We start from the raw sequence: 19,100 nt of genomic DNA, 5'->3' as shown, positions 1-19,100 counted from the left end.
AAAATTAACCACTCCCTAGTACGTTCATCACGTCAAACATTAAATGTTTCAATACAAAAAGCCTATAGTCTGCTGAACCTTCTACATCATCAAGAATTGGCTGTGGTAATATTTCAATTGCCTTTCCAATCCTTTCTTCCATTGAAATTTGCCGATTGTTTAACAACCCTTCTACCTCCAGCGAGCGAAATGGGAATGGACAAAGCCCGCTAATGGCAATACGGATTCTATTGTTGATTGCTAATCCAGCAATGGTAATAAGCGGATAACCTGTTTCCCACTGTTGGCGACGTTTAATACTAATATAGGGAGCCTCAATCGCTTGCATATCCGTAACCAATTGTACTAGTACTTCTCCTGGATTAAGTTTTAGTTCCTCATGAAAAATATCATTAATTGGCACATTCCTTATTCCCTCAGGTCCCGCAAGTATAACTTGACTATCTGCCAGCAGAAATGGTAAAACAGCCTCCCGATAAAAGATTTGCGCACAAATATTACCGCCAAGTGTGATTTTTCCTCTAGCTGTATGATCAGCCACTTCTCTTACGGTCTTTGTCAAAAGTGGATATATATTAGCTTCTTCTATCTTAGTTAAGGTCAGGGCGCTGCCAAGGATAAGCTGATTATCCGTAACATGAATAACATGTGCCTCAGGAATATTCTTTAAATCAATTGCCGCTTCGGTATAGAGAAGATCAATTCTGCCTAATGTGATCAGTTCTGTTCCTCCTAAAAAAAACTTTGGCTGTTTCCCCTGCTGATGTAATGACAAATAAAGCTCAATTGCTTCCTGCAAAGTAGCTGGTTTATAATAATCAAAATCAAATGGAAGCACTAGACCCGCCCCTCCTTTGTCCTCCAAATTATTTTTGGGCTGTCCACGCTTTTTCAACATTTCGACGGACTGTTTTTCTCCACACCATAATTAATTCAGCTACAACACTGATTGCAATTTCTTCCGGGCCCTTTGCCCCAATAGGTATACCAACTGGTGAGTGTACCCATTCTGGTATTTCATGGTCCCGTAAAAGTCTTTTTGTTCGCTCATTTGGTCCTAATACACCAATATAGCCAATTTTTTTTACAGGAAGATTCAAAAGGATTTCCTGGTCACGCTGAAAATGGTGAGAAATGATAATCACGAAATCGGTTGGCAAGAACCTTAGGTTTTTAAGAATTTCTTTTGGAAATCCAACGATAAACCGATCTGCCTCGGGGAAATTCTTTTTACTGCAAAATTCCTCCCGCCAATCACAAAGGATAACAGAAAAACCAATATTGGCTGCATACGAAACAAGTGGTTTTACATCGGGTCCAGCACCAAATATAATTAAACGTGGTTTTGGACGGTAAAGATGTTGAAATATAGGCTGATCCTGAAACATTCCGCTTCTTGCTTCATAATATTCCTCTGGGAATTCACCCTCCCACCAGCCAAACGGCTCGCCATGACGTGGCAGAAACAAGTATTCTCCTAAATCCCCCATTTTTTTAAAAACCAAAACGGGAATATTAAAACTGAGATACCTTTTTAATTTTTGTAAATCTGTTTTTAATCTCTCATCGATTGATTCCAGAAGAATGGAAATTATTCCGTTACAGCCTGCACCCTGCCCCCAGGATAAATCATCTTCATCACTCATATCATAATGTACAGTGGTAACCGTCCCTTTCTTTAAAACCTCTGCCGCTTTTAATGCAAGGTCCTCTTCAAGACAACCTGCACTAATCGTCCCGAATCTTGTTCCATCTTCAAAAAAAATCATGGATGAACCTTCTTTTTTATAGGCTGACCCTTCAACATCGATAATTGTCGCTAAAACCTTCCCACCCGGACGGTCAATCAAATCAAGAATGGAATAAATATCTTCCATTAGACGCCTCCCATTTTTAACTAAAAAAAGACTCTAATTTATATATATTCATCATGATTCTTATTCTAGAATGATAATTTTTATGTCCGGTGTCATAACCTTTCAAATCCCTCTTTCGTTAGTGCTAAATAGCATTGATTTATCCATATAGTTGAAATTTGCCTTATCAAAACCAATAGAGGTAAGATACAGAAGTAAATGTGAAAGACATTTAGGAGGACTTCAAATGGACAACTTACATATTGATTTCAAAAAAACGGCTTTAGTTCTTATTGATTTACAAAAAGGAATTGTCGCCGCACCTGGTGGCAAAGAAGTTGTAGATAATGCTGTAAAACTTGTTGATTTGTTCCGTAGAAATAATGGTTTTATTAGTTTTGTTCGAGTCAGTTTTTTAGATGGCAAGGAAAGTTTACATCCTCTGGTTGACCCAACTGACACCCCAGCTGTCAATCGGCCTCTTGGCTGGGACGAACTTATTCCTGAGCTTAGGGTATCCGAAAAGGATTATGTGGTCACAAAACGGCAATGGGGAGCCTTTTTTGGCACTGATTTAAATCTCCAGCTTCGCCGTCGTGGGATTGATACAATCGTATTATGTGGAATTGCCACCAATATTGGGGTTGAAAGCACAGCAAGAGAAGCGTACCAATATGGATACAATCAAATCTTTATAACAGATGCAATGACCACCTTCACACAGGAAGCCCATGAAGCATCGATTCGGTTTATTTTTCCACGGATTGGTAAACTAAGGACTACTGAGGAATTCTTATCTCAATTGAACGAATAGGAAAGACAGCATTGGGAAGGAAAAGAAATGAAATCAAATCGAACTTTATTTTTAACAGCGGTAGCAACAGGAACAATGTTAAATCCTCTGAATTCTTCGATGATTTCTTTGGCTTTACATAGTATTCAAAAGGATTTTCATCTGTCCTTTACAACCGTTTCATGGTTAATCTCATCATTTTATTTAGCTAGCGCCGTTGCTCAGCCTGTTACAGGCAAAATTGGCGATTTAATTGGCAGCAAAAAAACTTACTTAGTCGGGTTAATCCTCGTTGCAATTTCAGCAATTGGTGCACCGCTGTCGACGTCATTTTTCATGCTCATCATGATGAGGTTAATTCAATCCATAGGCAGCAGCGCCATCTACCCGTCAGGGGTAACCTTAATAAGAAATCATATTCGTGATCGTCAAGCATCAGCATTAGCAGTGTTAGCGATTTTTGCTTCTGCGATGACATCACTCGGCCCAACTGCAGGAGGATTTTTAATTGTTTGGGGTGATTGGCCAGCTATTTTTTGGATCAATTTTCCTTTCTTAATTATTAGCTTCATACTTGGATGGTTCTTATTCCCGAATGATCAAAAGAAAGAAAAAAGCCAATTAAAAGAAATACTTTCACATATAGACTTGATTGGAATTGCACTGTTTTCTGCTGGAATTGTTTTTCTTTTATGGTTTTTACTTTCATTTAAAACGAATATTCATTTTATTTCAGGAGTAGCGGGAATTGTTCTACTTTCCATATTTATTTGGTGGGAATTAAAAGAGAGTGAGCCTTTTATCGATATCCGCTTATTCCGCTCAGAGCCAAGGCTTTCATGGGTTTATTTGCAATTTATCTGCCTGAATATTTTTTTCTACTGTTTATTTTTTGGTCTTCCCAGTTATTTTCAGGACGAATTACAATTCAGTGTTAAAGCTAGTGGATTATTTATGCTATTTATGTCTGGTGCAAGTGTATTAATATCACCTATAACAGGAAAATGGATCGACAAAATTGGCGCAAACCAGCCGATTAACGCAGGTTCCTTGCTATTAGTGATCGGAGGAATACTCTTTACGCTTTTTTTTGTCCATGCTCCTATCTTTGGAATGGGGTTCATTTTAATTCTTTTAGGAATGAGTTATGGAATCCTAAATGTTGTCCTTCAAGCTGCTATGGTTAAAGAAAGTCCAGCCAGGAATGATCGGAACAACATCTGGCTTATTCCAAACCTGCCGATATTTTGGTTCCATTTTATCATCGATTGTTCTGGGACTTGTATTCGGAGATGCATTTACTGCAGAACATATGCACTTTCTAGGATTTATTTTAATTTTATTCGGCTCACTAAGCTTCCTAATGGGTCTGTGGTTTACAAAAGGGCTTGGGTCAAAAACCAGACTCTTTAATAATTAAATCATAAATTTGCCAAAATTCATTGCACTTTCAAAAACAATTAATTTTTCGTTCATAGATTGTTCATTGTTTTTAGATATGATTAGGACAGGTTCCTAGAGGACCTCCTCCTAACCATCATAAAGATTTAATAACGCCCAGCCCGTGCTGGGTCTTTTTTTATAAAGAAAAGCCCAGATACCAAGAATACTATGTACTTTGATATGTCCTCCTCTATATAAAACAAGTATATAATGAATCAGCTCTGTCCATAAAGATACTAAAATCATTTTTGTTTGGAGGATCTTTATGAATGGAATTTACCTAATCAATGAAAAAGTAAAGCTAAATGGATTAACCCTACAAGATAGTATTCAAATACAAAAAGAGGCATTAACAACTTATATTCAGGAACAAAAAATAAAAGTAACAAAGTTAAATCCTTACCAGCTTCATGATCATTATACAATTCCGCATGCCCTATACTATGATTTAAAATCAAAAAGAAAACAATTAGATTGTTTAATGATGTATTCTCCGCAAATTATCGAAGATTATATTACGACCTATCCCGCACGTTGGTTGATGTTAAAAAGTTTTTTTGACAAAGTTATTATGGTACAACAATGTGCAAGTCAAGTCCAATAATAAATAAGAAAAAGCGGGCAAATTGCCTGGTCTTTCTTTTTTGGTCATGTATATTTATTCTTTCAAATTATTCAAATATCTATAATGCTGTCTTAGCTCCCATATATCTTGTCTTCCAATAGGTTAAGGTCATATCGGAAATTGTTACACCTGTCGAACCAGCATGAATAAATTTATTATCTCCGGTATAAATACCTACATGTGTTGCGGTTCCCGTTTGATTTATGTCAAAAAAGACAAGGTCACCCGGATTTGGTGCACTAACTGGTTTTTCTGCCACCCAAAGAGTCGCCACCGTTCTTGGAACTGAAACTCCCACTTTATTAAACACATAATTTACCAACCCACTACAATCAAACCCTGCTGGAGTACTTCCACCCCAAAGATATGAAACACCAATGTATTTTTTTGCTTCATCAATCACAGCCTGAGCCTTTGAAACTGATGGTACTGTAACTACTGGTGCAGTTGTTGTTGCTAGAGTAGTTGGAATTTTTAATTGTTGGCCAATTTGAATTAGGTCAGCTGTTAAGCCGTTTATGCTTTTTATATCACTTACGGTTGTCCCAAATGTTTTTGCTAATGCATAAAGAGTGTCTCCGGCCTTAACTGTATAACTTACTGTTTCCTTAGTGGTAACTGCTGAAGCCGGTGCAGAAGCCGGAGGAACAATTAATAGATTTTGATTAACATAGATTGTGTCGGAGGATAATTGATTCCATGTTTTTAATTGGTTGACTGTAACATGATTGGATTGCGAGATTTTCCATAAGCTGTCTCCAGATTGTACTGTATACGTATTTCCATCTGCACTTGCAGAAGCCCCAAAAGCAGTGAGGATTAATCCAGTCGCCATTGCTGCCGTCATTAGAAGTTTTTTCATGATGCACGCCCCTTTTGGTTGTTTATACATCCATCATAGAGGATGCCAATTCATGAAAAATACAGATAAATTATGGACCGTTAGTCAATAATTCCCTTGAATGGGAGTGAGAGCACTTTATATTACAAACAATAGAAAAGTTCCCATCCCTTCATCAATAGGGTTTGAATTTCTTTTCAATTCTTTTCCCTTACACTTTGTAACATTCTCGTAATCTATTTTTAATATTTCCGTGTTCAAAAAATAGTAACAATCATTGATAGTCGTTAATTCCCAGATCTTAGTTGCTTAATTTGACATGGGAATGTAGAAATATTGTAACAAACCTCTTATGCACTGAGAAACAACAAAACTATAATTAAATCTAGAAGCATGATTAATATAGTAGTATTGTCAGAAATGCTTTTAAAAAACTATGAAGCTTGGTGATGAAAATGCATGGAATGGGACATCCACATGGTACAGGGCATCCGCATGGAATGGGACATCCACATGGTATCGGTAAAGAAATAGACTATGATAAAAACCCATTTATTGTAATTTGGGAAGTAACAAGAGCGTGCCAGCTTAAATGTGTTCACTGCCGCGCAGACGCACAACTTACCCGGACCCTCGGGAGTTAACGCATAAAGAAGGCATTAAGCTTATTGATGACATTTATGATATGAACAATCCAATGCTAGTTTTTACAGGCGGAGATTGTATGATGAGAGATGATCTTTTCGAACTTGCAGATTATGCAGTGAAGAAAGGCATGCGCGTTTCTATGGTTCCAAGTGCAACAGCAAACGTAACAAAAGAAAAAATGCAGCTTGCAAAAGATGTCGGTCTCTCCCGATGGGGCTTTAGCTTAGACGGACCTACACGGAAATTCATGACTTTTTCCGAGGTACTCCAGGATCCTTTGACCTGACAGTTGAAAAAATTAAATATCTTAACGAATTAGATATGCCATTGCAAATCAACACCGTTATTTCACGTTACAATTATGATCATCTTGAAGAAATGGCAAAATTAGTGGAAGAGCTAGGCGCTGTTATGTGGTATATCTTTTTATTAGTTCCAACTGGAAGAGGACAATTAGATGCCTGCATTACCCCTGCTGAACATGAAAAAGTGTTCCGATGGCTTTATGAGCTAAGTAAAACTGCGCCATATGACATCAAAACAACTGCTGCACAGCATTACCGCAGGGTTGTCTTACAGCAAAAATCACGTGAACACCTGATTGAAAAAGGTGAAATTCATTACGAAGATTCCATTACAACCGACTTTGCCTCAATGCATGACGGTTTAAAGCGTGCTCCTAAAGGGGTAAATGATGGAAACGGGTTTATTTTCGTTTCCCATACTGGAGATGTAATGCCTAGCGGATTACTGCCAATTGTCGTTGGAAACGTTCGTGAAACACCTTTAGCAGAGATTTACCGTGAATCAAAAGTTCTCAAGGATATTCGTCAGCCAGATAATTACAAAGGGAAATGCGGAGTTTGTGAATATAACAAAATTTGCGGCGGATCCCGTTCTCGGACCTACGCACTCACTGGGGACTATATGGAAAGTGAACCATTCTGTGTGTATATTCCACAAGCAATGCGAACAAAAGAAACAACTCCATCTTCTTAATTTTTTCAAGAGGCATCCATATTCGGGTGTCTCTTTTTATCTTTTTCCTTTATCAATATTTTTATCTATTTGTGGAAATGCTGTTGGTAGTGTAGGTAATTTCATAACCCGTTGGGCATCCAAAGGAGAAGCAATGATAAGAACGATTGCATTAAGTTATGAAAAGAAACTTGAAACAGACATAAAACTTGAAGATTTAAATTCGGGAAACTATCATTGGTATTGGATCGATTTTAGCCAAGCGACGCCAGAAGAAACGAATCAATTATTGATGCCACTTAGGTTTCATCCATTAGCTGTTGAAGATTGCATTTACACGTTACAAAGACCTAAACTTGATTACTATGCAGCCAATACATTTTTTGTAACACAGGCATTAAATCCAGAAACGATGAAAAAAGAGGAAGTAGATTTCTTCCTTGGGAGAGAATATTTAGTTAGCTATCATCATCATCCCTCGATTGAAATTAATGAAGTTTGGGATCGTTTAAAAGATGCTCCCGACTCGAAAGATTGGAACCCTGCTCACATTTTCTATTATATTCTCGACAAAATGGTTGATAATTATTTTCCATTAGTTTATAAAATTGAGGACACATTAAGTGAACTTGATGAGAATTCAAAGGGAAGAACAATGGAGGTGCTTCTTGAAGATTTATTTGATACAAGACATGAACTTCTATCATTAAGGCATACCATCACTCCCATGCGTGATTTAGTATACAGAATACTCAATTCACAGCGACTTGAAGACCTTCAGGAACGAAAAGAATATTTTTCGGATATTCATGATCATTTACTTAAATTAACAGAAATAATTGAGGCAAATCGTGAGTTAACCCAAGACATCCGAGATAGTTATATTTCAATAAATTCTCATGAATCAAACCATGTAATGAAGGTTTTAACTGTAATAACAACCATTTTTATGCCTTTAACCTTTATTGCTGGAGTTTATGGAATGAACTTTCATTATATGCCTGAATTAACTTGGAAGTATGGATACTACGGGGCTCTTTTCTTAATGTTCTTTATTGGCGCCTGGATGTCTCTTTGGTTTAAAAAAAAAGGATGGTTTAAATAAAATTGAAAGGAGAATAACACTTGGCCTATCTAAATACAGCAGATACTGTTGAATTAATTGCGAAATTAACTTCAATTCCAAGCCCCACAGGAAACACAAATGAGGCAATTTCTTTTGTAGAAAGGTTTCTTCATAACATTAATGTCCCTACAAAAAGAACCTTAAAAGGGGGATTATTGGCAACTATTGATGGAAAAAACACAAGTAAGAGCCGTTTGCTCACTGCACATGTGGATACACTGGGAGCAATGGTAAAAGAAATAAAAATAAATGGAAGGTTGAAAATTGATCTAATTGGAGGCTTCAAATATAACTCGATTGAAGGCGAATATTGTCAAATTGAAACAAATTCAGGGAAAGAGTATTCAGGAACGATTCTTTTGCACCAAACCTCCGTACATGTATATAAAGATTCAGATAAAGTCGAACGAAACCAAGAAAACATGGAAGTAAGGATTGATGAAAAAGTACATAATGCTGAAGACGTTAGAAAGCTTGGTATTGAAATTGGTGATTTCATTTCCTTTAATCCTCGAGTGGAGTTAACGGGATCTGGTTTTATTAAATCGCGTCATTTAGATGATAAAGCAAGCGTTGGTATTCTTTTGCAACTAATGAAACATTTAAAGGAAGAAAATCTCTCTCTTCCTTACACCACTCATTTTCTTATTTCAAACAATGAAGAAATTGGTTATGGCGGGAATTCGAATATCCCCCCTGAAACCGTGGAATATTTAGCTGTGGATATGGGAGCGATTGGTGATGGACAAGCAACGGATGAATATACGGTTTCAATCTGTGTAAAGGATGCCAGCGGTCCTTATCATTATGGCCTAAGAAAGAGATTAATGAAGCTTGCACTCGATCATAACATCCCATATAAATTAGACATTTATCCCTACTATGGCTCTGATGCATCTGCTGCTATTCGTTCAGGACATGATATAGTTCATGGTTTAATTGGACCTGGAATCGATGCTTCACATGCTTTTGAACGAACCCACCGAGATTCGATCGAAAATACGGCAAAACTGTTATATCATTACGTACAATCGGAAATGGTACGATAAAGAAAACTCGCCGATTGGCGAGCCCCTATAAGGGCGAAGACAGAGGCGTAGTTGCACTTGCCAGGCTCGTAGAGCGCCACGTCCTGTGGCACTCACCTGACTAGGACATCCTGTCCGTCGTGCGACATAGGAAAGTATAAATTTTGAAAAAATTTATATTTTCCTACTTAGCTAAAAAACCAGGCAAAATGCCTGGTTTTTTATTTGTTCACAGCTTAATTATTTCTTTCTTTTTCTTCCTAGTTTGTTTATAAACCATAAAACGAGTAATCCATTTGAAAACCAAAAGACACAGAGTAAGGCAATCCCGCCAAAAAACGGAAAATTAAATACTGATATTAAAAGGAAGGAACCTGCAAATACTTTAATCCATCCAGCTGTATAACTGTTTGAGAACAGCTTTTCGCCGAGATATCGGCTGATGATGGATAAACCGATTAAAAAAGCAAGGAGCGGTGGAATCGCTAGGATAATGGCGATTGGAATTCCTATAATCGTAATAATTAACAGCAACATAATAGCAAGGAGCACAAAGCAGGTAATGATCCCTACCAGAAAAACTTTACCTGTTTGCTGCTTAAACATTGGGATCCCTTGCTCAGTTCTATTTTTTAAAAGAAGTCCTGTCAAAACCGTCAGGAGAACAAAAATGACACTAAGAACAAAACGTAGTATCCAACTCGTTAGCAGCAATGCAGCTCCCACAAGTAAATGGTTTAGTGCATCATTCGTAAATTTTAAGGCTAATATATTTTCTTTTACATAAGATCCTTGTTCTTGGTGCACATTCCCATTTAAGACAATAACAATTCCATTGATCTTGGCGGTTTTAGAAATTCGCATATTGCCGTTTATAACAATCGCCGACACATCAACCTTCCCTTTAATATCTATATCGTGGCCAATAACAATAATATTGTCTACTTTTTCCTTGGGTGGCATGACTGTTTTTTTCTCATTGAGGATATTTTTATCCATCGCATAAGCGGGATTCACAAAAATAATTGCCAGTAACAACATCATAAGTACACTCATAAAAAGCTTTCGATTATACATCAGATATCCTCCGCCCTGACTGTTTTTCCCATCGTATGGACCAGATACCTTAAGGTCAGAATTGCAAATATAATAAAGCAAAAAATCAGTGCAATGATAACCTCTACCACATATGGGAGAGCTGAGATAATCGATGGAACAGCATAAATCAATCCTCGAGCAATACTATACACCGAATGAAAGATCGGCAAACCAATGGTAAGAATAGGACTTGCAGTAACCATAAGCATGATTCCAAATGCAAACAAGGTCAAAAATGCAAGCAGATTTAATGCTCCTGTCGATTTCTTAATAGAAGCTAGTTGAATTTTTTCGATTACTATTTCTTCTATCATGCTTGGTATCTCTATTGGCAAATAGGCAGCAAGTAGTTGCTTCCTAAGTGATCTTAATTCATGGAAACGATGATTACAGTCCGAACAAACCGCCAGGTGTTTTTCGATTATTTGTTTTTCCTCTTCATTTAATTCATCATCCATGTATTCGGATAATAAATTCTCAATATGATCAGACATTGCTATCACCCCTTTTGAAGTTCCTTCTTTAAATTTTCACGTGCAGCATTGATCCTCGATTTAACAGTACCTAATGGGATATGTAAAATCTTACTAATTTCAGCATAGGAATAACCTTGTAGCTCTCTTAAAATGATGACATTTCTTTGGTCAATTGGGATTTTCTCCATCGCATCCTGCAAACTCATTTTTGTAATCGTGCTTTCAATTAGGGTTGGCCCTCTTTGTGTTACTAAACTTTCGTTAAGTTCATCAGATACTATCATTTTTTTCTTACTAAGTTTTTTATTTTTGTCATAACAAAGATTGGTGACAACCCTTGTTAACCACGAAACAAATGCATATTCATTTTCTAGTTTAGCTAACGAATAATAAACCTTTACAAATGCCTCCTGGGTTACATCCTCTGCTTCCATTCGATCGTTCAAAAGTGCAAAAGCATGTCGGTATACAACACCTTTATAGGAAGTAACCAAATGACGAAATGCATTTTGGTCCCCCCTTTTTGCTGCTAAAATTATTTCGTGTAAATCATTATCCACATTTTTTCAGCCCCTGCCCGTAAGTCAGTTCATAATTAAGCTGGATATTGAAAAGACTAAATACCATAAGTAAAAGTTCTACAAAAACGAAAAATTTTCACCAATTTTTTTAAAAATACTTCCCAAAAGCCATCTCCTAGTTTATCCTTATATAGGTAAAATTGCCATTTTCTCATTAAAGAACATTTAATATCACATGTATAGAATGTTTTGTTTTTCAACTTGTATTATCTAATTTTTAATCTCTTTCTCATTAAATTTTAATGCAACCTAGTTAAAACAGCATTATGATTATCTGAGTGAATTCTATATAGGGATTTTATACCACTAACGTAATTAAAATCTTAAAGACGTTAATATCTGAGGTGATTCATTCGTGTTGCAGAAAATAAAAAACTTTTATAATAACCAAAAAGTAAATTGGACTGCGCGTTTCCTCTTTTACCTTGCCATTCTTTTATTACTATTTTTTATGTACGGGTTTAACGACGCTAATGCCGGTAACTATATTTATAATGAATTCTAAAATGGAGGTATCCTCTAAATGAAATTGCTACATTCAATACATGATTTTTCTATTTCACATCCAGACACACCTGCATTTATATCACCTAACAGAGAGATTAACTATAAAGAGCTATGGCAGCAATCAGAACATGTTGCAAACTGGATTTTGACAAAACGTTTACCAAAAGATTCAGCCATTATGGTTTATGGTCATATGGAGCCTGAAATGATTGTTTCTTTTTTAGGGTGTGTTAAATCAGGACATCCTTATATTCCAATCGATACTTCTATACCTTTAGAAAGAATCGATAGAATAAGCAAAAGTTCACAATCTGAATTAATGATTAATGTATCTGGAACGCCATTGGAAATTAACCTTCCATCAGCAAAAATCGTTGAATTTAACCAAATAGTATCAGCCAATGTTGAAGTTGATAAGGTAGAAGCAACAAATTGGGTTTCCGAGGATGACAATTTTTATATTATTTATACTTCTGGAAGTACAGGAAATCCAAAGGGTGTACAAATTTCAGCAAATAATTTGCAAAGCTTTGTTAATTGGATGACAGAAGATTTTCCAATAAATGGTCAACTATGTTTTTTAAACCAAGCACCATTTTCGTTTGACTTATCGGTAATGGATCTTTACCCTGCTCTTGCTACAGGGGGCAGTATCTTTGCCATAACAAAAGAAATGATTGCACGCCCTAAAATTCTTTTTGAAGCTTTACAAAAATCCAAGACGCAGATCTGGACATCCACACCATCGTTTGTCCAAATGTGCTTAATGGATCCTTCATTTAATGATGGGTTATTGCCAGAATTAACATGCTTTTTATTTTGTGGGGAGATATTACCTGTACCAATCTCCCGACAATTATTGGAACGGTTTCCAAATGCAAAAGTCTTTAATACGTATGGCCCAACAGAAGCAACAGTGGCGGTCACATCCGTAGAAATTACGAGAGACATTCTAAATCAATACCAAAGTCTTCCTGTAGGAAGTCCGAAAAAGGATACAAAGCTTTTACTGCTGGATGAAAATGGGAGTGAGACGGCAGAAGAAGAAAAAGGTGAAATTATCATTGTTGGACCAAGTGTAAGTAAAGGTTATTTAGGTGAGTCGGGATTAACAGAAAAGGTATTTTTTACCCGTGATGGAGAAATGGCTTACCGTACTGGGGACGCAGGATATATGGAAAATAATCTTCTTTTCTATAAAGGCAGAATGGATTTCCAAATTAAGCTGCATGGCTATCGAATGGAACTAGAAGAAATAGAACATCATATTTCTGAGTCAAAATATGTAAAATCAGCGGTTATTGTACCAATTTATCAAAATGATAAAATTGAATATTTAACTGCTGCAATTGTTCCTGCAAAGCATGAATTTGAAAAAGAATACCAGCTAACGAGTGCGATTAAAAAGGAGCTTGGAGAAAAACTTCCTGCGTATATGATTCCAAGGAAATTTATTTATCAAGAAGAATTGCCAATGACGCCTAATGGTAAGATTGATCGTAAACATATCAAGGAAAAGGTATTAGCATGACACCATACGGATCATTTTCGTTTTTTATTATCATTGCAATTCTTTTAGCTCCTACCGTGATCTTGGGTTTAAAAGAAAAAAGATTCTATGTTTATAACATCGTTATTTCTGTTATCGTATTAGCACTCATTTTTGGGTCTTTTTGGAATGAGGCCATAACTCTCATCCTATTTACCATTTGGCAGGTACTTTTAATAAAGGGCTATTGGGTCTATCGGAGGAAAGCAAACAGTACATTCATTTTCTGTTTAGCCGTCATCCTATCGATTCTTCCATTGACAATATCAAAACTTTCACCCTTTTTATTCCATCTTCATTTAATAGGTTTCTTGGGGATTTCTTATTTAACATTTAAAGGGACCCAAATGATTATGGAAACTAGGGACGGCTTAATCAAAAATAAAATTCCTATTGTTCAACTGCTCTATTTTATTCTTTTCTTTCCAACCATTTCTTCTGGTCCAATTGATCGATATCGGAGGTTTGAAAAGGATTTAAAAGCTGAGATTTCAAAAGAACAATATAAAATTCTTCTATATGATGGGATTAACAAAATCTTCATTGGTTTCTTATACAAGTACATTATTGGCTTTTCGATAAATCACTATTTTATCATAAATTTACCGAATATAACTAATAACGCTTTTCAAGAACAGCTTTATTATATGTATGGCTATAGCCTATATTTATTCTTTGACTTTGCCGGATATAGTGCTTTTGCAATCGGTGTCAGCTATATAATGGGAATTAAATCTCCAGAGAACTTTAATAAACCATTTATCAGTCGGAATATTAAAGATTTCTGGAATCGTTGGCATTTATCGCTTTCCTTTTGGTTTAGAGATTATGTTTATATGCGTTTTATCTTTTGGGTTACAAAGAAAAAATGGATTAAAAATCGAAATCTGAGCTCAAACTTAGGTTATATTTTACTTTTCTTATTGATGGGTTTCTGGCATGGACTCGCAATTCAATATATCTTATATGGTATTTACCATGCTGTTATAATGGTTTTATATAACTCATTTGAGCAATTTAATAAAAAGCATAAATGGTGGAAAGACAATAAATTTACCAAAGTTGTCGCGATCATCATTACGTTCCATTTTATTTGTTTTGGCTTTTTAATTTTTTCAGGCCATTTAATTCATTAATTATCAAAAAGGGAGTATGGAAAACATGGAATTTGAAAATCAAGTTATTGAACTATTAGCGGAAATTTGTCAGGATGATGTTGTGAAGGAAGATCCTAATATCGATTTGTTTAACACTGGTTTGCTTGATTCATTTGGAACAGTTGAAATGCTTGTTCAAATTGAAGAACGCTTTGGAATTACTGTACCAATAACTGAATTTGACCGTGATACTTGGAATACACCAAAAAATATTGCAAAACAGCTGGCTGATTTTAGATGACCAAAAAGGCGTTATTTTCACCAATCATTTGTGCTTTTCTCGCATTACTATTGGTCATTCTTATTCCCAATAGTTGGATTGAAAGTCTAATTCCAAAAAGTAGGGTTAGTCAAGCTGCAACAGAACTGAATCCAGTTATGTTTCAGGGTAAATATATTCAGTCTAAAATGCTAGAGAATAATCGCTATTTACCGATATATGGATCATCAGAGCTGGCAAGGCTGGATGCATTTCATCCTTCAAATTATTTTCAAGAAAATTACGATGGATTTGTTCCCTTTTTAGTTGGTCGAGGTGGGACCATTTCCATCATTCATTTTCTTAACCTTGCGGAACATACCGACCAATTAAAAGGGAAAAAGCTTGTTTTTGTTCTTTCTCCACAATGGTTTCAGCCAAGAGGGGCAGATGAGTCGCATTTTGTACCCAACTACTCCTCCTTGCAGGGATATGATTTAGCACTTAATAATAAAATTAATCCAGTTGTAAAAAAGGACGCTATTAAGCGCTTACTTCACTTTGTGCCAGTTAGAGATGACCAGCTACTTAAGACCTTGTATCTTGGCGAGATTTCAAATGATCCTTGGGTAAAAAGAAAAGCTTTACTCGTAAAACCATTAGCATATGCATATAGAGGAATCCTCGAGAAAAAGGATTTATATTACTCTATAATTGGTGGAACAAGCAGGTCCCGTGAGATAAAACAAACAGTTAAAAATAAGAGTTGGACACAGCTTCAGCAGTTAGCAGCCCAGGAAGGTGCCCGCCAGGCTACAAATAACCGATTTTTAGTGATTAACTCTCAATATAATAAAATGAAGAAAAAAGTGCCTTCCTTGAAAGGATACAAAAGAGGGGCTTCCTATGGGCGTTCCGTTGAATATTATGATTTTCAGCTAGTCTTAGACCTGCTAAAACAATCCGGAGCAAAGCCATTATTCATATCTGTCCCAGTAAACGGACCATGGTATGATTACACCGGTTTTACAAAGCAAGGACGCACATCCTACTACAAACGAATCAAAGAGCAAGTACAAGCAGAGGGTTACCCAATTGCCGATTTTTCCAACCATGAGTATGACCCTTATTTTATGAAAGATACCATTCATATAGGCTGGAAAGGCTGGGTTTACGTCGACAAGGCCATTAAAGATTTCTATGACAATAAAACTCCACAAAAGAGCATCCAGATGTAAAGGGATGCTCTTTTGTCATATTTAGTAACTAATTTATATTTTTGATTATAGTATCCAATATTCAACTAGTACAAACTCGATAACAAGGGTATAATGGACTTAATCGATAACAAAATACTGGGAGAGTTTAAAGATGCTATCAAATATTGGTATGCCTGGTTTAATTTTAATTTTAATCGTTGCCTTAGTTATATTTGGTCCAAATAAGCTTCCAGAGATTGGCCGTGCTTTTGGTAAATCCATTAGAGAATTTAAAAAAGCTACTGAAGGTTTGGCCGTGGATATTAAAGAGGAAATAAAAGAAGAAATAAAAGTAAAAGAAGTTAATCCAGAAAATGTTGATCTCAATAAGAAATAAAATTTTAAGGAGTGCATTACGCACTCCTTTTTTCTTTCTTATCTCCTGCTTGCCATATTGCTGGCGAAATCTCGAAATTGTCCCTTTAGTTTATCACGTGATTCTTTATTACGAAGTAAATAAGCTGTCCCTAATGCGACAGTTGTCATCATTAAACCTTTTCTGCCCATCATAATCCCCCCAAATTATTTGCCTTCGTTTTATTTTTTCCCTGTTACACTTTACTTTACACTATCTAATTAAATTGCATTTTTTGCAGATATTTCCCATTCTCCTTATGTAAAAACGCCATACAAAATGGCGTAACTTAACTCTTTAATGCTGCCCTCATCATTTCATTCTTCTGCTTATAGTGTTCTAGTAGTTGATTCAACAATTGAGCTGTTTTTTTATCATCATGATTTTTTACTGATGTTTGTATTTCCTGATATATTTTCCATTGACCCATTTCTTTCCCACTATGTACTTTTTTCAAAAATTCTTCTTTTGAAATTTTTCCCTCTTCATATTGTTTGTGAAGCTCCTCTATCTTGGCCATTTTTATTTTCTTCCATTGCTTTCTTTTTTCAGCATACTGGGGGCTTGACCATTTTTCGATTAATTTGTTTCGATCCTTAATGACTGCTTCCCATTCTTTCTTTTTTTCGGGTGTATACTTGTTTACAAAAGCTAGAAGCAATTGTTGCTTTTTTTTCATTTCTTCTTTCCAATTTTTATCCATCATATGATGTGATCTTTTTTCATAACAATCCATATTCGTTCCCTTGCATTTTTCTTGTAGTGAATTTCCATTCGCCATTGCAATACTTGGCAGTAGTAAACATAGCCCCAATAAAATTCCAATTAATTTCTTTCCCATGAAATATAACATCTCCTTTTTTCTCAAACATTTCCAAATGGAACGAAATTAATATTCCCGCATTTTAAAAAAATATTTATTTTTTGTAAAAATATATTGTGAAATTTACAACAATGTTGTATTCTGTACTTGTAGCTTATGTGAATGTTTTCACATAAGCGGGTGAAAACTCCAATCTTCCTGTTGGAATGTTTTCCTGGATAACAAGATATCCCCCTTGTTAATCCTTTTGAAATATTTCCTTTCTTCTTGCTAAATCTTAATTCCCCTAAGTTGAGATTTAAAAGAACCCCTTCAAGCTTGAAGGGGCTTTTTTTTTCGAATGTTAAATGATGATTGGACTATTCCCATTCTAGAAATTCAAGTCTGTTTCCAAATGGATCCTTTGTATGAATGCGTTTTGCACCAGGCAAATTGTTGTCTTCAGTGTATGATACCTTTTTTTCTATAAGTTTAATTTTTAATCCATCTAAATTTTGTACTTCAAAGGCAGGATGTGCTTTTTTTGCAGGAGTAAAATTTTCTTCTACCCCAATATGAATCTGAAAACCAGCGAATTCAAACCATACGCCACCACGCTTTTTAAGTTCTTCCGGTTTCTCAATTTCCTGGAAACCAAGAATCTCTCCAAAATAATCTCTTGCTTTCGGTTCACAGCCTTTAGGTGCAGCAAGTTGTACGTGGTCGATTTTTTTTATCACAAAGCTCATGATCCTCTCTCCCCACTTTATCTATTTACTTTAAGTGTAAACCATGTGCATTCTAAACGTTAATAACTATTTTATTATCAAGTATGATAAGTAATACTTAAAAGGAACTATCCTAGTCTCGGATAGTTCCTTTTTGCTCACTTACCAATAAACATTTGTGACCAATAGTTGCCATTTGATGTGTATCCGACACCAATATTGGTGTAATTTGGGCTTAAAATATTTTTTCGGTGTCCTTCACTGTTCATCCAGGATGTTACGACTTGCTGTGCTGTTGTCTGACCCATTGCAATATTTTCCCCTGCCGACTTATAGGTAACACCAAAATCCCTCATCATGTCAAATGGAGAACCATAAGTGGGACTTGTATGAGAAAAATAATGTTTCGAATTCATATCGTTGGTTTTTGTTTGGGCTACCCTACTTAAAGATGTATCTGCACTCAATGGAGTCAGACCATTTTTCCTTCTTTCATTATTAGTCAGTTCAATTACCTGTTGAGCCATTTGGCCAATCCCAGTTGTTGCACCAGCATTAGGCCGTTGTGTAGGCGGAGTTACCCGTGTTGCTGGTGTTTGCACATTTGGCGCTGGTGTTGTAATCCTATTTTGTCCAGGCAGCGTGTTAGCACCAGTTTGAGGCTGTGTCATACCAGGTTCAAACGTGTAATACCAATACTGTCCCTTAGTTACTTGTCTTGTGTGAGGAAATTGTTGGCTGGGTGTTGCGGTACTATAGGAATTTGGGTCAATGGTTATAAAACCATTATTCATAGGTTGAATTTCATTTGCAGTAAACATTGGATTTACATTAAATCCATTACGATCAGCAACGTTTAGATTCCTATTGGGATTTGTAACAATTTTATTTTGAATAGGATGCTTTAAATCACCTGTCGAAACATTTCTCGGACCACTTATATCATTATTATTATTGGCACAGGCAGTAAGAACTGCCATAAAAACGGCTGTTAACGCAATCTTAACTTTCTTGGATTGCAATGTCATAACCCCCTTCTTTGACCTGGATA

Annotated in this window: 20 protein-coding genes and 2 pseudogenes; 12 read left to right on the top strand and 10 right to left on the bottom strand. The window is 35.9% G+C overall.

Translation table 11 applies throughout. From position 1 onward, the window contains the following. Positions 1–4: 4 nt before the first annotated feature. The gene (locus RCG17_RS26245) at positions 5–838 is read right to left on the bottom strand and encodes an FAD binding domain-containing protein (protein ID WP_308172951.1); all 834 of its coding nucleotides are present in this window, start codon (positions 836–838) and stop codon (positions 5–7) included. Positions 839–866: 28 nt separating this feature from the next. Beyond that, complete coding sequence (locus tag RCG17_RS26240) at positions 867–1,877, bottom strand: XdhC family protein (protein ID WP_308172950.1); 1,011 nt, start codon at positions 1,875–1,877, stop codon at positions 867–869. Between the two features lie 226 nt (positions 1,878–2,103). Here RCG17_RS26240 and RCG17_RS26235 point away from each other — a divergent pair, with 226 nt between their 5' ends. The 3 genes and pseudogenes from RCG17_RS26235 to RCG17_RS26225 all read left to right on the top strand — a co-directional run bounded on the left by RCG17_RS26235 (position 2,104) and on the right by RCG17_RS26225 (position 4,696). Continuing rightward, a complete protein-coding gene (locus RCG17_RS26235) occupies positions 2,104–2,670 on the top strand; it encodes an isochorismatase family protein (RefSeq protein WP_308172949.1) in 567 nt (188 codons plus the stop codon). A 27-nt stretch (positions 2,671–2,697) separates the two neighbouring features. Further along, positions 2,698–4,069: pseudogene (locus RCG17_RS26230) on the top strand (MFS transporter). 288 nt (positions 4,070–4,357) lie between these two features. Further along, positions 4,358–4,696, top strand: coding sequence for a hypothetical protein (locus tag RCG17_RS26225; RefSeq protein ID WP_308172948.1), 339 nt, complete (start codon positions 4,358–4,360; stop codon positions 4,694–4,696). A 79-nt stretch (positions 4,697–4,775) separates the two neighbouring features. Here the strand turns inward: RCG17_RS26225 and RCG17_RS26220 are convergent, their stop codons facing one another. After that, positions 4,776–5,579: a C40 family peptidase gene (locus RCG17_RS26220; RefSeq protein ID WP_308172947.1), complete on the bottom strand. Its 804-nt coding sequence runs from the start codon at positions 5,577–5,579 to the stop codon at positions 4,776–4,778. Between the two features lie 479 nt (positions 5,580–6,058). Between RCG17_RS26220 and RCG17_RS26215 the strand changes: the two are divergent. From RCG17_RS26215 to RCG17_RS26205, 3 genes and pseudogenes are all read left to right on the top strand, one after another. Beyond that, positions 6,059–7,205, top strand: a pseudogene (locus RCG17_RS26215) (TIGR04053 family radical SAM/SPASM domain-containing protein). 133 nt (positions 7,206–7,338) lie between these two features. Then, positions 7,339–8,289: a magnesium/cobalt transporter CorA gene (gene corA, locus RCG17_RS26210; RefSeq protein WP_308172946.1), complete on the top strand. Its 951-nt coding sequence runs from the start codon at positions 7,339–7,341 to the stop codon at positions 8,287–8,289. 20 nt (positions 8,290–8,309) lie between these two features. Continuing rightward, positions 8,310–9,359 (top strand): M42 family metallopeptidase, encoded by a 1,050-nt coding sequence (locus tag RCG17_RS26205; protein ID WP_308172945.1) that lies wholly within the window; start codon positions 8,310–8,312, stop codon positions 9,357–9,359. A 219-nt stretch (positions 9,360–9,578) separates the two neighbouring features. Here the strand turns inward: RCG17_RS26205 and RCG17_RS26200 are convergent, their stop codons facing one another. From RCG17_RS26200 to RCG17_RS26190, 3 genes are read right to left on the bottom strand one after another with little or no spacing between them, the layout of a single operon-like run. Then, entirely contained in the window at positions 9,579–10,415 is an 837-nt protein-coding gene (locus RCG17_RS26200) for a hypothetical protein (RefSeq protein WP_308172944.1), read from the bottom strand. After that, positions 10,415–10,930 carry an anti-sigma factor family protein gene (locus tag RCG17_RS26195; RefSeq protein WP_308172943.1) on the bottom strand — a complete coding sequence of 172 codons (516 nt, stop codon included), beginning with the start codon at positions 10,928–10,930 and terminating at the stop codon, positions 10,415–10,417. The genes RCG17_RS26200 and RCG17_RS26195 overlap by 1 nt, the downstream gene beginning before the upstream one ends. 5 nt (positions 10,931–10,935) lie before the next feature. Beyond that, entirely contained in the window at positions 10,936–11,472 is a 537-nt protein-coding gene (locus RCG17_RS26190; RefSeq protein WP_308172942.1) for an RNA polymerase sigma factor, read from the bottom strand. 376 nt (positions 11,473–11,848) lie between these two features. Between RCG17_RS26190 and dltX the strand changes: the two genes are divergently transcribed. From dltX to RCG17_RS26160, 6 genes are all read left to right on the top strand, one after another. Further along, complete coding sequence (dltX, locus tag RCG17_RS26185) at positions 11,849–11,998, top strand: teichoic acid D-Ala incorporation-associated protein DltX (protein WP_308172941.1); 150 nt, start codon at positions 11,849–11,851, stop codon at positions 11,996–11,998. Between the two features lie 18 nt (positions 11,999–12,016). Then, the gene (gene dltA, locus RCG17_RS26180) at positions 12,017–13,531 is read left to right on the top strand and encodes a D-alanine--poly(phosphoribitol) ligase subunit DltA (RefSeq protein ID WP_308172940.1); all 1,515 of its coding nucleotides are present in this window, start codon (positions 12,017–12,019) and stop codon (positions 13,529–13,531) included. Beyond that, complete coding sequence (gene dltB, locus RCG17_RS26175; RefSeq protein WP_308172939.1) at positions 13,528–14,685, top strand: D-alanyl-lipoteichoic acid biosynthesis protein DltB; 1,158 nt, start codon at positions 13,528–13,530, stop codon at positions 14,683–14,685. The genes dltA and dltB overlap by 4 nt, the downstream gene beginning before the upstream one ends. A gap of 25 nt (positions 14,686–14,710) precedes the next feature. Next, positions 14,711–14,947 carry a D-alanine--poly(phosphoribitol) ligase subunit DltC gene (dltC, locus tag RCG17_RS26170; RefSeq protein ID WP_308172938.1) on the top strand — a complete coding sequence of 79 codons (237 nt, stop codon included), beginning with the start codon at positions 14,711–14,713 and terminating at the stop codon, positions 14,945–14,947. Then, the gene (gene dltD / locus RCG17_RS26165; RefSeq protein ID WP_308172937.1) at positions 14,944–16,143 is read left to right on the top strand and encodes a D-alanyl-lipoteichoic acid biosynthesis protein DltD; all 1,200 of its coding nucleotides are present in this window, start codon (positions 14,944–14,946) and stop codon (positions 16,141–16,143) included. The genes dltC and dltD overlap by 4 nt, the downstream gene beginning before the upstream one ends. Before the next feature lie 133 nt (positions 16,144–16,276). After that, the gene (locus RCG17_RS26160) at positions 16,277–16,501 is read left to right on the top strand and encodes a twin-arginine translocase TatA/TatE family subunit (protein ID WP_308172936.1); all 225 of its coding nucleotides are present in this window, start codon (positions 16,277–16,279) and stop codon (positions 16,499–16,501) included. Positions 16,502–16,539: 38 nt separating this feature from the next. On the opposite strand, the gene RCG17_RS26155 is transcribed toward RCG17_RS26160, so the two are convergent. The 4 genes from RCG17_RS26155 to RCG17_RS26140 form a co-directional block, all read right to left on the bottom strand. Then, positions 16,540–16,674 carry a hypothetical protein gene (locus RCG17_RS26155; protein WP_308172935.1) on the bottom strand — a complete coding sequence of 45 codons (135 nt, stop codon included), beginning with the start codon at positions 16,672–16,674 and terminating at the stop codon, positions 16,540–16,542. A 134-nt stretch (positions 16,675–16,808) separates the two neighbouring features. Further along, positions 16,809–17,360 carry a hypothetical protein gene (locus RCG17_RS26150; protein WP_308172934.1) on the bottom strand — a complete coding sequence of 184 codons (552 nt, stop codon included), beginning with the start codon at positions 17,358–17,360 and terminating at the stop codon, positions 16,809–16,811. 341 nt (positions 17,361–17,701) lie between these two features. Beyond that, the gene (locus tag RCG17_RS26145) at positions 17,702–18,070 is read right to left on the bottom strand and encodes a VOC family protein (protein WP_308172933.1); all 369 of its coding nucleotides are present in this window, start codon (positions 18,068–18,070) and stop codon (positions 17,702–17,704) included. A 137-nt stretch (positions 18,071–18,207) separates the two neighbouring features. Continuing rightward, the gene (locus tag RCG17_RS26140; RefSeq protein ID WP_308172932.1) at positions 18,208–19,071 is read right to left on the bottom strand and encodes a CAP domain-containing protein; all 864 of its coding nucleotides are present in this window, start codon (positions 19,069–19,071) and stop codon (positions 18,208–18,210) included. Between the last annotated feature and the right edge of the window lie 29 nt (positions 19,072–19,100).

The sequence above is a fragment of the Neobacillus sp. PS3-12 genome, assembly GCF_030915385.1.
In the GTDB taxonomy this organism is placed as follows: domain Bacteria; phylum Bacillota; class Bacilli; order Bacillales; family Cytobacillaceae; genus JAEVLT01.
This window is presented reverse-complemented; position numbering and strand designations above follow the sequence as displayed.